Raw genomic sequence first — 14,447 nt, 5'->3', positions numbered from 1 at the left:
CCAATCGCAGTTTAAGTACTAACGATTGGCTAGTGCTGAGTTCTATTACATCTCACTCACTATTTTTACGCGCTTAGTTTCATATTCCTCTTTCGTGATCAGGCCTTTATCCAATAGGCCTTTAAGTTCGACGAGCTTCTGCGCGGGTGTCGATCCACCCTTAACGTTCCCTGTCTGGTCACCTTGTGAGCATCCCTTGTGAAGGTAGAGAGTGCTTAAATTCGATGAGCGTAAGTTAGCCGCTGCAATAGCTTCATTCGCGTTTGAATATGTTCCAATCATTGCAGGCCAGAATAGCAAAGCGGCGGCAATGTTTGTACCAGTAACTCCTTTTTCTTTCTCTGCTTCAGTGCGGAATCGTGCTGCCTCATTCATCTCTATCTCTATCTGATTGCAGCTGAGCATGTTGTCAGTGGGTTTGGTCGCTTGCACGACATGCGGACTTGCACACCCGCTCAGATAAATTGAAACACAAAGAACTGCCAAGAATTTGGACTTGCACATATTTGTTTTACCTTTTGATTTAAATTGAGTTTTGATTGGAAAGCCTGAGTGAGTTTGATGTCCAGCTTGTTACTCGTCAATAAAAAAATAGGTAGCTTAGCGACGAACAAGAAAGTAAAAGTGAAGTAGGAAAAAACGATGTTTTTACCCATCATTACATGTAAAAAAATTAGCCGTTTACATGTTAAAAAAGCGACTTTCTAAATATGTACATCGCCCATACTAATCGCTTTACCAAGTTAGTACGATTGCCGCATACTGCCGAGGGTAATCTTTAATTTTTTTGCATTACCCAGTAGCCGAAATCGATTTTTCTCAGAAATGTTTTTTCGATTTACCTTAAAATTTGATAGGATATTTATGTTTAGTTTGGACGAATTTGCTCGATGGACTCTAGTTCCGATTGTTTTTACTGTCGCGTTAAATGCAGCTCATGCTCAATCAAAACAAAATTCTCCTTTAGCAGAAGTACAAAAGACCTCTTCAATCGGTATCGAACAGCAATGGGAATATATTGTTGTTTCCTACGGAAAAACATTATTTGCCAGCCCGCAAAAGACACTGGCTTATAGATCGATAGGGTTAGTTAGTGGTCAAGAGGCTCCTGACTTGGAAAATAGTTTAGATATTTTGGGGCGTTTCGGATGGGAAGTTATCACTATCGTAGGTTCAATTGGAGGAGATCAACAGGTTGTATTGAAGCGAAAGTACAATCGAAATCTTGTCAGCAATGAATATAATGCCATCATCAAGGGTAAGGATCTGTATATTAAAGACCTTATCGATATTATGGAACGCGAACAGCGACTCCGAGAGCAAGCTGAGAAGAATGCTGCAATCGATAGAAATAAGCCACGCCTAATCAATTTAGATGAAGTCGACGCTCTGGCAAGAAAATTAGAAAATGATGCAGAATTAAAAGCCGCTTATCAAGAAGCTTTTGCAAAGACAAAAATGTCCAAGTATTCGACGATTGAAATAGATACGAGATATGGCGTTAACATTATATTAAACGCTGACGTCACAAAAATGTACTTGCAGAATGGCAATTCATATCGAAAATCCGATGTGGAATTATTTGTAGAGGCTCTATTGGCCTCATTTCGCTTCATGCACCCCGCCGTAGCCCGCTACAACACTGTTCGAATAAATTTGAATGCAATAATTATGTTCGAGGGAAATCCGATAATTGTCGCTAAGCGCAGCACATCAAAATATCAAGGATCATCATCCGATTGGGTAGATCAATAAATATCTAAGTTGTTACAAAATTCAAGCTTGTATTCAGCTATAGCGGCAGGTGTGAGTTTATTCATGCTGTAATTCACAAGCTTAATTCGCTGCACAAAACCTATTCATTCAGATTCACGCTGCCTGCTTCTTTTTGTTGGTGTGACCTCTATTAAGTATCTATTCAATACCTCACTAAATAATATGTGATTTTGTTCTGTTTGTTGTTGCTACTCGCCTTTATACATTGTTGATTCAATGCTTCTAGAACGTCCACAAGCTCTCGAAGTTGATGCTTACTTTCAACTCGCTGCGCAAAAGAAGCTGGCGGATCATCCAGTATGGTCGGCACTACTGCACGTCAGTGAAGGAAAGGCTAATATACGCAGCCAATCTTTTTTGTTGAGTGCTGCAGGTTTTTCTTTGACAAAAGAGCTTGATGCCACATTGAGGCTGCTGTAGGGCGGTGATCCTAAACAAGTCTGTCGCTTTACTGGGTATTGGTTTGGGACTAGGTTGGCGCATCGGTTGCACGCAATGCTATGTACAGCCAGAAGTTGGTGTCATTGCGCGTGAGATTTTAGATATGAAATCACGCCTTTCTGTGCAGCTGAAATCGAATCTGAGCGGCGACCAGGCACATTATGTGCAATATCATTTTGTACAGTCGAAATATTTTAAGGAAAAAGATTTTACGCTGCAGTTGAGTGTAGATACCTACAAAATGGGGCGGCGACAACAGCAAAGCTATGAGCTGAGTTTGAAAAAGATGTTTTAGCGCATAGCGGTGGTGAATTGAAAAATCGAAGATAATGGTACAACTCCCATTTTTCATTTTTTCAGACAGGATCAACGCGCTATGTCTATGATCAGTTCACGTATCAAAATTGCCCCGCAAGGACCAGAATTTTCTCGCATTGTCCTCGGTCTATGGCGTCTGTCTTCATGGCAGATGTCACCCGCCGAGCGCGTGCAATTTTTGCGAGCCGCGCTGGACTTAGGAATTACCACGATAGACCAAGCAGATATTTATGGTGATTATACGAGCGAGACTTTGCTTGGTGAGGCATTTGCATTAGCACCGGAATTACGCCAACAATTTCAGATTGTGACCAAGTGCGGTATCCAGTTTCCATCTGCACAAAGACCGCAACAACGAGCGCATATTTACAATACCAGCGCTTCACATATCATCGCTTCTGTGGAAAATTCTTTGCGTAGTATGCAAGTAGAAAAGATCGATTTACTGCTGATTCATCGACCAGATCCTTTGATGGATGCTGACGAAATCGCTGAGGCATTTACGCAATTACAGCAAAGTGGCAAGGTGACATATTTTGGCGTATCTAACTTTACTGCAGCACAGTTCGACTTGTTAGATTCACGTTTTCCTTTGATGACAAATCAGCTTGAATGTTCTTTGCTACAGCACGCACCCATCTATGATGGCACTTTTGACTTATGTCAGCGTAAGCGCGTGGTTCCTATGATATGGTCTGCTTTAGCTGGTGGTCGATTATTTAGTGACCTTGGCGAGCAACATCCACAAGGGCAAAAACTCCATCAAGTCTTAAATCGAATTGCCGACGAGCTTGGCCTGAGTCCCGCGACTATTGCTATCTCTTGGGTATTACATTTGCCGTCTAAACCCATGGTATTGACCGGTTCAAGCCGGGTGAAAGTGTTGGCCGAAGCAGTGCAAGCACTGGAATGTCACCTATCGCGAGAGCAGTGGTTCGATCTGTGGCGTGCTGCCACCGGGCTGGAGTTGCCATAAATTTGGCTGTAGTGAGGGCTTTTGCTGTGAACTTTAAAAAATACTTTTCAGCAAGTTAGAAACGGCGTATAAAAGAAGACTTGCTAGTCTTGACACCTTGCAATCCAATTGGGAGCTGATGCGCCTAGAATATATTTTGTGAAAAATATATTTTTTTACATGTCTATGTGGATCTTTGCAGCACTAGGGGGCAGTAATTGAAGATAGTTCGTCCTTTTCTACGTCGTTTTTTACGCGCCCAGCGCTTGCCGACAAGAGAACTGCAGTTCTGGCGTGATCAGATGCTTAGTGCGATTCTGTCTGTCGCCTTGGTGTTGGGTAGTGTGACTGCCATTCCTAGCGTATTAATGGCGATACGCGATCAACTTTATTCCATCGTGTTGATCGATGTGCTAGCGATAGGTTGGTTGCTTGTTCTATGGCGCTGGCGTACCTTGAGTTTCGCAGCACGTAGCTGGAACTTTTTGCTTATTGTCTATAGCGTTGGTGTATTTTTTCTATTTAAGGTTGGACCGGTAAGCCAGATTTATTTGATGGCAGTTCCGGTATTGGCTGCTTTGTTATTGGGCTTGCGACCGGCGGTGTTTGTGCTGGCGCTGAATGCGGTCACGTTGATTTCGATTGGCTATGCCTTTGATATCGATTTGCAATTTGATCGCTACCACGATAGACCTTTTCTGCGCTGGGTCATCATCACTCTAAATTTTTCCTTTATTAGTTCGGTTATCACAGTTTCTTGTGCGGTGTTGTTACGCCGTTTAGAAGAGTCTTTGCGGAAGCAAATGCAGATTAGCGTTTCCTTGCAAGAGGAGCAGCAATCTTTGCGGGACGCGAATGAAGATCTACGATTGATCTCAGCGGCAGTTGAAAATCTCAATGACATGGTGATGATCACCGACAATAATCTGCGTGATAATGGTCCACACCTCGTGTTTGTAAATAAAGCTTTTGAACGTAGCACCGGTTATAGCCGCGATGAAGCGCTAGGTAGCAATTTGGAAATGCTATATGGCCCAAATTCGGATATTCATGAAATTCACAGAATCCGTTCGGCGATGAGCACACGCCATGCGATACGTTCAGAAATTATTAGTTACACTAAATCCAAAGAAGAGTTTTGGTTGGAAGTGGATATTCGTCCTATCAATAATCAACAAGGACAATGCACCCACTACGTCGCGATTGAGCGTGATATTACGGATAGAAAAAAAGCGGAACTGGATATTTATCGATTGGCGTTCTTTGACGTATTGACGGGTTTGCCAAATCGCCGTCTTTTGCGTGATCGTATGAGCGTTCAACTCGCAAATGCGCAGCGCACTGGTAATTATAGTGCGGTCTTATTCATCGACTTAGACCATTTTAAAACGATCAATGATGCGCGTGGACATGCAACTGGCGACATTCTTTTAATTGAAGTCGCGAATCGCCTCAGTAATCTTTTGCGCGAAGTGGATACCGTAGCGCGTATCGGTGGAGATGAGTTCGTGGTATTAGTCGACAGCTTAGATCCACATATAGAAGTTGCTGGAAAATTAGCATTGACGATCGCTGAAAAAATTCGACACGCACTTTCACAAGACTTTTTGATTAACGATCAGGCTTACAGTTCTAGTTGTAGCATTGGCGTGAGCTTGATGCAAAAAGTTGGACAAAATGTGGATGATTTGTTGCGTGAATCCGATACTGCGATGTATCGCGCAAAATCAGCGGGACGCAATCAGATCGCGTTTTTTGAAGGGAATATGCAAACCGAAGTTGAGCATCGCCTCACTTTGGAGCGCGACCTGACAAAAGCCTTGGAACAAAATGAATTGCAAATGGTGATGCAAGCGCAAGTGAACTACGCAGGTATCGCTGTCGGTGCAGAATTATTGATGCGTTGGCATAGTAAAGAGCGAGGCATGGTTTCGCCAGCGATATTTATTCCATTAGCAGAAGAATCTGGTTTGATTGTAAGGATGGGTGATTGGGTTCTGGCGCAAGCCTGTTCGATCTTGAAACTCTTGCAGAATGAGGGACATCAATTTCCTTTGTCTATTAATGTCAGTCCTAAACAATTCAGACAAAAAGATTTTGTTGATAAAGTGACTGCCACTTTAGCGGCGCAAGAAATTAGCGGTCAATATTTAATCTTTGAAGTGACTGAAGGATTGTTTATCGACGATCTGCAAGAGACCATATCGCGCATGAGTAAATTGTCGGCGTTGGGAATTCGCTTTTCCATCGATGATTTTGGAACCGGTTATTCTAGTTTGAATTACTTGAAACGACTGCCATTGTATGAGTTGAAGATTGACAAGAGTTTTGTGCAAGATATCCCCGATGATGCGAACGGTACTGCGATTGTGGGTTCAATTTTATCTATGGCAAAACAATTTGGCTTGAAAGTGGTCGCTGAAGGGGTGGAAACCGAAGAACAGGCAAATTACTTAATTGCTAACGATTGTGACTCGATGCAAGGATTTTTATATTCGCGTCCGACCGCTCCAGAATTATGGCTGGCAAACCAAACCAGGCTCAAAGATCAGTTGCAAGCATTAACTATTTCTGTTTAAGAGAATCGTAGTCCAGCCTGCCACCTGAAGAGAAGCAAAGTATAATTTCGTCCAAATCGATTTATCTATAAAAAAACAACAAGCGATAAACAAATATAAAACGCTCATGACATCATCAAAATTAAATCAAATGAAACAATCGGGTTCTTTCAAACTAGGGGTATTGGTCGCTGTGGCGTTACTGCTGGCCGCTATCTTTTTCTATCAGTCTCTGGGTGGAAAGCAAGCAGCACCGAAATTGGATTTTACAAATATTCGAGGCGAAAAAATTAGCCAGCAAACTTTGCAAGGTAAAGTGTATATGGTCAATTTCTGGGCCACGTCTTGTGCGACTTGTATCAAAGAGATGCCGCAAATGATTGCCAGCTATGAAAAATTTCGTGCTCAGGGCTTAGAGTTTGTCGCAGTCGCAATGAGCTATGACCCGCCTAACTACGTACTCAATTTTACTGAAACCCGGCAATTACCTTTTCAGGTCGTACTTGATCTGGAAGGAAAAATTGCTCAGGCATTTGGCGATGTAAGATTAACGCCGACGACCTTCGTCATTGATAAACAAGGAAACATTATCAAGCGCTATGTTGGCGAGCCTTCTTTTGATGAATTAAATCAATTACTTGCTAAAGAATTGGCAAAGACCTGAACTAGCATTTCAGATTGTTTTAGTTGATCAAAATATCGCATCACAAATTGCCTCAGCAACCGACAAGCGCGCAGCACACCGCCAATGAGCAACAAGTCTCAAAAAAGTCTATCGAAAAACTGTTCTACATTTAAAAAAATTGTGCGCCTGAATCTGCAGTTTCGCGCAGTTTTGCTAATTATTTAGGCAGCTTTTCAGGTAGAATAGCGCTTCTCCGAAATCCCTCTTGACTCCCCAAGGTTTTAACATCGTGCAAATTGGCTCCTATCAGCTAAAGAATAATATTTTTGTCGCGCCTATGGCAGGTGTGACAGATAGACCATTTCGTCAATTGTGCAAAGATCTTGGTGCCGGTTATGCGGTGTCGGAAATGGCAGCGTCGAACCCTAAATTGTGGGAAACCGAAAAGTCTACGCGTCGTACCAATCACGAAGGCGAAATGGAACCTAAGGCGGTACAGATCGCCGGTGCTGATCCCAAAATGTTAGCAGAGTGTGCCAAATACAATGTTGATAAAGGTGCGCAAATCATCGATATCAATATGGGCTGCCCGGTGAAAAAAGTCTGTAATGCCTGGTGTGGATCGGCCTTGTTGCAAGATGAAAAATTAGTTGGTGAAATTCTTGATGCGGTAGTCTCTGCCGTTGATGTGCCTGTTACTTTGAAATTTCGAACCGGTTGGGATCGCTCAAATAAAAATGCGCTGCAGATTGCCCGTATCGCAGAATCAGCTGGCATCGCGATGTTGACTTTGCATGGGCGCACGCGTGCGGATGGTTATAAAGGTGCGGCTGAGTACGACACTATTGCTGCAGTCAAAGCATTGGTCAGAATTCCAGTAGTTGCCAATGGTGATATCACGACGCCGGAGAAAGCGAAGTATGTATTGGAAGTGACTGGTGCTGATGCGATTATGGTTGGACGTGCGGCGCAAGGCAGGCCATGGATTTTCCGCGAGATTGAGCATTATTTAAAGACGGGAACTTACCTGCCAGCGCCTTTGGTATCGGAGGTTAGTGCCTTATTAGATCGTCATTTGCGCGAACACTATGCGTTTTATGGTGAGTTTATGGGTGTGCGCACAGCACGCAAACACATTGGCTGGTATGTCGAAGATTTGGTGGATGGCGAAGCCTTCCGGCAGCAAATGAATAAGTTAGAAACTTGCGAGGAACAATTGGCGGCGGTCAAAATGTTTTTTGATAGTCGACCTGCAGAACGGTTACAATACCGCCCCTCCGAGGTGAACGCGAACGATGAATTAACTCAAGCATTGGCAGCTTGACTCAGTTTTGTCGATCTTGTTAGTACAATTTTGGTGGAAGTTTTATTTAGTTTAACCCTTGAATTCCCTGTCGTTTTTTTAAAGAGGAATTCATTAATAAGAAGAAAATTCAGTATGAGTAAAGAAAGCATTCAAGAAGCCGTCCACAAAAATCTGGAAAAATATTTCCGTGATTTAGGTGAACAACCCGCTTCAAATATTTACGATATGGTGGTGTTAGCGGTTGAAAAGCCGATGTTAGAAATGGTTATGACACGCACCGATAGTAATCAATCTCAGGCTGCAGATATGCTCGGCATTAATCGCAATACCTTGCGCAAAAAACTGCAGCAACACGGTCTTCTTTAATTTCATTTATCTATTTCAATCATGATCAAACAAGCTCTCCTGTCCGTGTCGGACAAAACTGGTGTTCTCGAATTTGCACGTGAACTCAATGCTATGGGCGTCAAACTCTTGTCCACAGGCGGCACTGCTAAGCTTTTGGCTGACAATGGTTTGCCAGTCACCGAAGTCGCAGATTACACAGGTTTTCCAGAGATGCTTGATGGTCGTGTGAAGACCCTGCACCCTAAAGTACACGGTGGTATTTTGGCGCGTCGCGATTTCCCTGAGCACCAAGCTGCTTTAGAAAAACACGGTATTCCAACCATTGATATGGTAGTGGTCAATCTCTACCCATTCCAGGCAACAGTCGCGAAAGCGGAATGTTCGTTGGAAGACGCGATTGAAAATATCGATATCGGTGGACCGACGATGTTGCGCTCGTCTGCGAAGAATCACAAAGACGTGGTCGTAATTTGTGACCCGATCGATTACGCAACGGTCTTGGTGGAAATGAAAGCCGGTAACAATGTAGTGTCTTATGACACTAAATTCATGCTGGCGAAAAAAGTGTTTGCGCACACGGCACAATACGACGGCGCGATCACTAATTATTTGACGAGTTTGGGCGAAGATAAAGCACACACAACACGTAGTGCTTATCCACAAACTTTGAATATGCATTTCGAAAAAGTTCAAGAGATGCGTTACGGTGAAAACCCGCATCAATCCGCTTCTTTCTACCGCGACCTGGCACCAGTGGTAGGCGCATTGGCGAACTACACGCAATTGCAAGGTAAAGAGCTGTCTTACAACAATATCGCTGATGCCGATGCAGCGTGGGAATGTGTAAAGTCTTTCGATACAGGCGCATGCGTGATCGTTAAACATGCGAATCCTTGTGGCGTGGCAATCGGTGCGACAGCATTGGAAGCCTACAGCAAAGCATTGCAAACAGACCCGACTTCAGCCTTCGGCGGCATTATCGCGTTTAACACCGTATGTGACGGCGCAGCAGCAGAAGCAGTTGCCAAACAATTCGTCGAAGTCTTGATCGCACCATCTTTCACTGCGGAAGCGAAGCAAATTTTTGCGGCAAAACAAAACGTGCGTTTGTTAGAAATCCCTCTCGGTTCTGGCGTCAATCAATATGACGTGAAACGTGTCGGTGGTGGCTTGTTAGTGCAAGCACCAGATGCGAAAAACGTCTTGCCAGCCGATGTGCGCGTCGTCAGCAAATTGCAACCTACACCGCAACAAATGGCCGACATGATGTTCGCATGGCGCGTCGCTAAATATGTTAAATCAAACGCGATTGTCTTCTGCGGCAATGGCATGACTTTGGGCGTAGGCGCTGGTCAAATGAGCCGTATCGATTCCGCTCGTATCGCGTCGATTAAAGCGCAAAATGCTGGTTTAACTTTGCAAGGTTCCGCAGTCGCGTCCGACGCTTTCTTCCCATTCCGCGATGGTCTCGATGTTGTGGTGGATGCTGGCGCAACTTGCGTGATTCATCCAGGTGGCTCTATGCGTGATCAAGAAGTGATTGATGCCGCGGATGAGCGTGGTGTGGTGATGTTGTACACTGGTGTGCGTCACTTCCGTCATTAATTTGTACTCAGAACGTCGTTAATCAAATGGCGTTCGTCTACATTCTCGCTAGTGATCTGATTTAACTCGTAGGTTGGCGCTGAGCGACGTGAAGCCCAACAATTGATGAACATGATTAGTTGTAGGGCGGGTGAAACCCGCGCCGCCAAAGTTGTGAGCACCTGAGCAGCGCGGGTTTCACCCGCCCTACGAAAACTCATTGAGATAATCAAATCTACGCGCATGTTTATGCGCTTAGATTTTTCTGAGAAAACGTCTAAATGAAAATCCTAGGCATAGACCCCGGCTTACGCACCACAGGTTTTGGTGTCATACATAAGCAGGGCAGTAAGCTCACTTACATCGCCTCAGGGACTATCAAAACAGTCGAAGGCACTTTGCCGGAACGCCTAAAAACTATCCTCTCCGGCGTTACCCAAATCATCCAAACCTACCAACCCGATTGTGCTGCGATTGAGAAAGTGTTCGTTAACGTCAATCCGCAATCAACACTACTACTCGGTCAAGCACGTGGTGCTGCGATCTGTGCTTTGGTGAGTGCTAACTTAGATGTCGCTGAGTACACTGCTTTGCAGGTTAAGCAGGGTGTAGTTGGTCACGGTAAGGCGAAGAAAGAACAAGTGCAGGATATGGTGCAGCGTTTGTTGAGTTTGTCTGGCACACCGAGTTCTGACGCAGCTGATGCGCTGGGTGTGGCGATTTGTCATGCGCATAGTGGGGATACTTTGAAGACGCTTGGGGCTATTGCGCCTGAGTTGGCTAAGAAGGGTTTGCGGGTTAAGGGCGGTAGGTTGATTGGCTGACTTAGCCCAGCAGGGATGTAAAAGTGAGATATTTAAAATTGATGGCCGATTATCAGTGTTTCCCACTTTGGGAGAATTCGTCAGATCTTGTAGGAAATGTTGATCCAACATCTCTCCCAATTTCTGAAAATTTGATCTCAAAGTTAAATGAATGGGCCGAAATATTTGATGCTGTACTAAATCTCGATGATCCAGTCCAATCAGGTTTCTTGTCAGAGAAATTGAAGATTGAGTTTCATGATAAAGGGCATGATCTATGTCTTTTACTTAAATCGGAACTTGGTAGTAATTATTCGGTCATTTATGTTTAGGCAATGTTGTGAAAAATGAGGTTAGAAAAAATTTAAAATTTAATTCTAAAATCGACTTGTAATAATTAGATCTAACCCTACTATTTTGTACTCACTTTAAATTAGATTTCTGTCCTCTGTGGCGACCTAAATTTTGTAAGTGATTTTTAGCTTGCAGGTCGGGCCACACCCGACCTGTGAACGTTCAGTTGAGCTAAGCAGTGGCAGGTGTTGAATTCAACAATTCAACAAAAACATCGCCACCACAAGACTTCAAGAATAGTTTACTATCACTGCTTATTTATACAGTACGAAAGCCCAGCATGATAGGTCGTATCGCCGGAACCCTAGTCGAAAAGAACCCACCGCAGATCATGGTTGATTGCCAAGGCGTGGGCTACGAAATCGACGTCCCTATGAGTACTTTCTATAATTTGCCGGCGCTCGGTGAGAAGGTGGCCTTGTTGACCCATTTAGCGATCCGTGAAGATGCGCATGTTTTGTTTGGCTTTGGTACAGCAGAAGAACGCACGACCTTTAAACAATTAATCAAAATCAGCGGCGTCGGTGCGCGTACTGCTTTGTCAATTTTGTCTGGCATGTCAGTGGCTGATTTGGCACAAGCGATTACTTTGCAGGAAGCAGGGCGTTTAACGCGCGTGCCTGGCATAGGCAAGAAAACGGCAGAGCGTTTGTTGCTTGAGCTCAAAGGAAAACTAGGCGCAGATCTCGGCGCCGCTGGCGTTGCAACAGCGGCTGGCGATCATAGTTCGGATATTTTGAATGCTTTATTGGCGCTCGGTTATTCCGACAAAGAAGCATTAGCCGCTTTGAAATTGGTGCCAGCTGGTTCTGGTGTATCCGACGGTATCAAAGCTGCTCTTAAAGCTTTGTCGAAGAGTTAAAACACGAATAGATAAACATGAGCATACAAACCGACAATCTTTCCACACAATTCGTGGATACCCGCATTATCGCGGCGACGCCATCTTCACCTAACGAAGAAGCGATAGAACGTGCTTTGCGTCCTAAGCAGTTGGATGAATATGTAGGGCAAGAGAAAATTCGTGATCAGTTGGAAATCTTCATCGGCGCGGCGCGTCAGCGTAAAGAAGCGCTCGATCACACGCTGTTGTTCGGTCCACCAGGTTTGGGTAAAACGACCTTGGCGCACATTATTGCGCGTGAGATGGGTGTGAATTTGCGTCAGACCTCCGGGCCAGTGCTGGAGCGTGCTGGTGATCTGGCGGCTTTGCTTACCAATTTGGAAGCGAATGATGTTTTATTTATCGATGAAATTCATCGCTTATCGCCAGTGGTAGAAGAGATTTTATATCCCGCTTTAGAAGACTATCAAATCGATATCATGATAGGCGAAGGCCCCGCAGCGCGTTCAGTCAAGCTCGATTTGCAGCCGTTCACCCTAGTCGGTGCGACTACCCGTGCTGGGATGCTCACCAATCCTTTGCGTGATCGTTTCGGCATCGTGGCGCGTTTGGAATTTTATACTTCGGAAGAACTGAGTCGCATCGTCACGCGCTCTGCCTCGCTGCTGCAAGTGCCGATTGACGATGAGGGTGCTTTTGAGATTGCTAAACGGGCGCGCGGCACACCAAGGATTGCGAATCGCTTATTGCGCCGCGTACGTGATTATGTCCAAGTCAAAGGCAATGGCGAAATTACTAAACCCATGGCAGATGCAGCATTGAAAATGTTGGATGTCGACGCGGTCGGATTTGATTTGATGGATAGAAAATTGCTCGAAGCTATCTTGTTTAAATTTGGTGGTGGTCCGGTCGGTTTAGATAACGTTGCCGCAGCCATTGGTGAAGAACGCGATACGATAGAAGATGTGTTGGAGCCTTATCTGATTCAACAAGGCTATTTGCAACGCACACCACGTGGCCGTATCGCTACTGCCAGCGCTTATGAACATTTCGGTTTGACTGCGCCGCGTATTAGTCCGAATGGAGATTTGTGGGGGGCTTAAATTTTCATCCTGTATTGTCAGCTTTGAGCACTTGTTTCTAATACTTAATTTGTTCTAAATTCAATACGCTGTATCAAATATAGTACGGTGGGCGTAAATCTCGCTTCTATGCAGAGGAAAATCTATTTTTCCTATCTCTATTCTTTTTGATTGTATTTATTTCGATACAGTCTATTCTGTTAAAATTCCCCGAGGATTCACTAAGTCATTGATTTCCGTCTTAAAATATAGCGACAAGCTATGTGGCACGGCGATTGCTAATGAAAAGCAGGTTTAGTTTGACAGAGGTCATCATGCAACAAGAAGCTGGGCGCGCTGGCGCTCTTCTCACTATCGATTTGAAAGCCTTACGGGCGAATTATCGATTTTTACAATCCCGTCTTGGCGCTGCGCAATGTGGTGCTGCCGTGAAAGCCGATGCTTATGGCTTGGGTGCCATTCCCGTTTCTAAAGCTTTAGTGGCAGAAGGTTGTCGTCATTTGTTTGTGGCGCAATTGGAAGAAGCCATCAGTTTACGTGCGCACATCGCGCGTGATGTGGCGATTTATGTCATGCATGGCTCCCCCGTGGGATATGAGGCAGAATTTATTGAATACGGCTGCACACCGGTACTCAATAGTCTGGAACAAATCACCGCTTGGCGTAATTTGGCCAAGGAACGCATGATCAATCTGCCTGCGATTATCCAAATCGATACTGGGATGGCTCGTATGGGCTTGTCTCAAGCAGAACTGTGGACTTGGTTGAATGATTTTTCTATCACCGAAGGCATAGATCTACGCTACGTGATGAGTCATTTGGCCTGCGCCGAAGATCAGCTTGACCCAATGAATCAAATGCAATTGAGTGCCTTCAAAAACCTGCTCGCGCAATTGCGTCAACAGTATCCTGACGTGAAGGCGAGTTTTTCGAATTCTTCCGGTATTTTCCTCGGATCAGAATTTCACTTTGATTTGGCGCGCCCTGGTGCTGCCTTGTACGGTGTCGCCCCAGTTGCGGGGCAAGAAAGCCCTATGGAGTCGGTGGTTCAATTGCAGGGTCGTATTATTCAGACGCGCGAAATTCCTATGGGTGCTTCAGTCGGCTACAGTAAAACGTGGCGCGCGACTCAGCCATCTCGTATTGCCACGGTGTCAGTTGGTTACGCCGATGGCTGGTTGCGTAGTTTAAGCAATTGCGGTGTCGCCCATATCGCTGGGATAGAAGTGCCTATGGTGGGTAATGTGTCGATGGATACGATTACTCTGAATGTGAGTCACGTTGATCCGCAACTTTTATACCCTGGTGCTTTGGTTGATTTGATCTGTCCAGACAATACCGTCGATCAGGTGGCAAAGCAAGCCGGTACGATAGGCTATGAAATTTTGACCAGCTTAGGGCCGCGCTACCAACGTCACTACGTTGATGTTTAGCAGCCATTCAAACAATTCAT

At 44.8% G+C, this 14,447-nt stretch carries 15 protein-coding genes; 13 read left to right on the top strand and 2 right to left on the bottom strand.

Annotated elements, in window-relative coordinates; all coding sequences use genetic code 11:
• Positions 1-45: 45 nt before the first annotated feature.
• Positions 46-375, bottom strand: coding sequence for an SHOCT domain-containing protein (locus ACO0KW_RS08090; protein ID WP_423052445.1), 330 nt, complete (start codon positions 373-375; stop codon positions 46-48).
• Between the two features lie 489 nt (positions 376-864).
• On the opposite strand from ACO0KW_RS08090, the gene ACO0KW_RS08085 reads away from it, so the two are divergent.
• The 9 genes from ACO0KW_RS08085 (at position 865) to purH (ending at position 9,932) form a co-directional block, all read left to right on the top strand.
• Positions 865-1,755 carry a hypothetical protein gene (locus ACO0KW_RS08085; RefSeq protein WP_423052443.1) on the top strand — a complete coding sequence of 297 codons (891 nt, stop codon included), beginning with the start codon at positions 865-867 and terminating at the stop codon, positions 1,753-1,755.
• A gap of 237 nt (positions 1,756-1,992) precedes the next feature.
• On the top strand, positions 1,993-2,196 hold the full coding sequence (locus tag ACO0KW_RS08080; RefSeq protein ID WP_423052441.1) for a hypothetical protein: 204 nt from the start codon (positions 1,993-1,995) through the stop codon (positions 2,194-2,196).
• A gap of 4 nt (positions 2,197-2,200) precedes the next feature.
• The gene (locus tag ACO0KW_RS08075; RefSeq protein ID WP_423052439.1) at positions 2,201-2,512 is read left to right on the top strand and encodes a hypothetical protein; all 312 of its coding nucleotides are present in this window, start codon (positions 2,201-2,203) and stop codon (positions 2,510-2,512) included.
• Between the two features lie 81 nt (positions 2,513-2,593).
• On the top strand, positions 2,594-3,511 hold the full coding sequence (locus ACO0KW_RS08070) for an aldo/keto reductase (protein ID WP_423052437.1): 918 nt from the start codon (positions 2,594-2,596) through the stop codon (positions 3,509-3,511).
• Positions 3,512-3,708: 197 nt separating this feature from the next.
• Positions 3,709-6,069, top strand: a complete 2,361-nt coding sequence (locus ACO0KW_RS08065; RefSeq protein WP_423052435.1) for a putative bifunctional diguanylate cyclase/phosphodiesterase — start codon at positions 3,709-3,711, stop codon at positions 6,067-6,069.
• 106 nt (positions 6,070-6,175) lie between these two features.
• Positions 6,176-6,712, top strand: a complete 537-nt coding sequence (locus ACO0KW_RS08060) for a TlpA family protein disulfide reductase (protein WP_423052433.1) — start codon at positions 6,176-6,178, stop codon at positions 6,710-6,712.
• A 250-nt stretch (positions 6,713-6,962) separates the two neighbouring features.
• Positions 6,963-7,997 (top strand): tRNA dihydrouridine synthase DusB, encoded by a 1,035-nt coding sequence (gene dusB / locus ACO0KW_RS08055; RefSeq protein WP_423053444.1) that lies wholly within the window; start codon positions 6,963-6,965, stop codon positions 7,995-7,997.
• A gap of 114 nt (positions 7,998-8,111) precedes the next feature.
• Entirely contained in the window at positions 8,112-8,345 is a 234-nt protein-coding gene (locus ACO0KW_RS08050; protein ID WP_186892113.1) for a helix-turn-helix domain-containing protein, read from the top strand.
• Between the two features lie 21 nt (positions 8,346-8,366).
• The gene (gene purH, locus ACO0KW_RS08045; RefSeq protein WP_423052431.1) at positions 8,367-9,932 is read left to right on the top strand and encodes a bifunctional phosphoribosylaminoimidazolecarboxamide formyltransferase/IMP cyclohydrolase; all 1,566 of its coding nucleotides are present in this window, start codon (positions 8,367-8,369) and stop codon (positions 9,930-9,932) included.
• On the opposite strand, the gene ACO0KW_RS08040 is transcribed toward purH, so the two are convergent.
• A complete protein-coding gene (locus ACO0KW_RS08040) occupies positions 9,929-10,132 on the bottom strand; it encodes a hypothetical protein (RefSeq protein WP_423052429.1) in 204 nt (67 codons plus the stop codon). The two genes, purH and ACO0KW_RS08040, sit on opposite strands and share 4 nt — an antisense overlap.
• Positions 10,133-10,192: 60 nt before the next feature.
• Here ACO0KW_RS08040 and ruvC point away from each other — a divergent pair, with 60 nt between their 5' ends.
• The 4 genes from ruvC (at position 10,193) to alr (ending at position 14,427) form a co-directional block, all read left to right on the top strand.
• Positions 10,193-10,735 carry a crossover junction endodeoxyribonuclease RuvC gene (gene ruvC / locus ACO0KW_RS08035; protein ID WP_423052427.1) on the top strand — a complete coding sequence of 181 codons (543 nt, stop codon included), beginning with the start codon at positions 10,193-10,195 and terminating at the stop codon, positions 10,733-10,735.
• 613 nt (positions 10,736-11,348) lie between these two features.
• Positions 11,349-11,930, top strand: a complete 582-nt coding sequence (ruvA, locus tag ACO0KW_RS08030) for a Holliday junction branch migration protein RuvA (protein ID WP_423052425.1) — start codon at positions 11,349-11,351, stop codon at positions 11,928-11,930.
• A gap of 17 nt (positions 11,931-11,947) precedes the next feature.
• Positions 11,948-13,015 carry a Holliday junction branch migration DNA helicase RuvB gene (gene ruvB / locus ACO0KW_RS08025; protein ID WP_423052423.1) on the top strand — a complete coding sequence of 356 codons (1,068 nt, stop codon included), beginning with the start codon at positions 11,948-11,950 and terminating at the stop codon, positions 13,013-13,015.
• A 260-nt stretch (positions 13,016-13,275) separates the two neighbouring features.
• A complete protein-coding gene (gene alr, locus ACO0KW_RS08020; protein WP_423052421.1) occupies positions 13,276-14,427 on the top strand; it encodes an alanine racemase in 1,152 nt (383 codons plus the stop codon).
• Positions 14,428-14,447 lie beyond the last annotated feature (20 nt).

The organism is Undibacterium sp. Ji22W (genome assembly GCF_049340305.1).
GTDB lineage: Bacteria > Pseudomonadota > Gammaproteobacteria > Burkholderiales > Burkholderiaceae_D > Undibacterium.
This window is presented reverse-complemented; position numbering and strand designations above follow the sequence as displayed.

What these genes read in the sequence shown, in the direction of transcription:
- ruvA (WP_423052425.1), top strand. Translation starts at nt 11,349, where the DNA reads ATGATAGGTCGTATCGCCGGAACCCTAGTCGAAAAGAACCCACCGCAG.
- ruvB (WP_423052423.1), top strand. Translation starts at nt 11,948, where the DNA reads ATGAGCATACAAACCGACAATCTTTCCACACAATTCGTGGATACCCGC.
- ACO0KW_RS08085 (WP_423052443.1), top strand. Translation starts at nt 865, where the DNA reads ATGTTTAGTTTGGACGAATTTGCTCGATGGACTCTAGTTCCGATTGTT.
- ACO0KW_RS08040 (WP_423052429.1), bottom strand. Translation starts at nt 10,132, where the DNA reads ATGAGTTTTCGTAGGGCGGGTGAAACCCGCGCTGCTCAGGTGCTCACA.
- ACO0KW_RS08080 (WP_423052441.1), top strand. Translation starts at nt 1,993, where the DNA reads ATGCTTCTAGAACGTCCACAAGCTCTCGAAGTTGATGCTTACTTTCAA.
- purH (WP_423052431.1), top strand. Translation starts at nt 8,367, where the DNA reads ATGATCAAACAAGCTCTCCTGTCCGTGTCGGACAAAACTGGTGTTCTC.
- ACO0KW_RS08070 (WP_423052437.1), top strand. Translation starts at nt 2,594, where the DNA reads ATGTCTATGATCAGTTCACGTATCAAAATTGCCCCGCAAGGACCAGAA.
- alr (WP_423052421.1), top strand. Translation starts at nt 13,276, where the DNA reads ATGAAAAGCAGGTTTAGTTTGACAGAGGTCATCATGCAACAAGAAGCT.
- ruvC (WP_423052427.1), top strand. Translation starts at nt 10,193, where the DNA reads ATGAAAATCCTAGGCATAGACCCCGGCTTACGCACCACAGGTTTTGGT.
- ACO0KW_RS08060 (WP_423052433.1), top strand. Translation starts at nt 6,176, where the DNA reads ATGACATCATCAAAATTAAATCAAATGAAACAATCGGGTTCTTTCAAA.
- ACO0KW_RS08090 (WP_423052445.1), bottom strand. Translation starts at nt 375, where the DNA reads ATGAATGAGGCAGCACGATTCCGCACTGAAGCAGAGAAAGAAAAAGGA.
- ACO0KW_RS08050 (WP_186892113.1), top strand. Translation starts at nt 8,112, where the DNA reads ATGAGTAAAGAAAGCATTCAAGAAGCCGTCCACAAAAATCTGGAAAAA.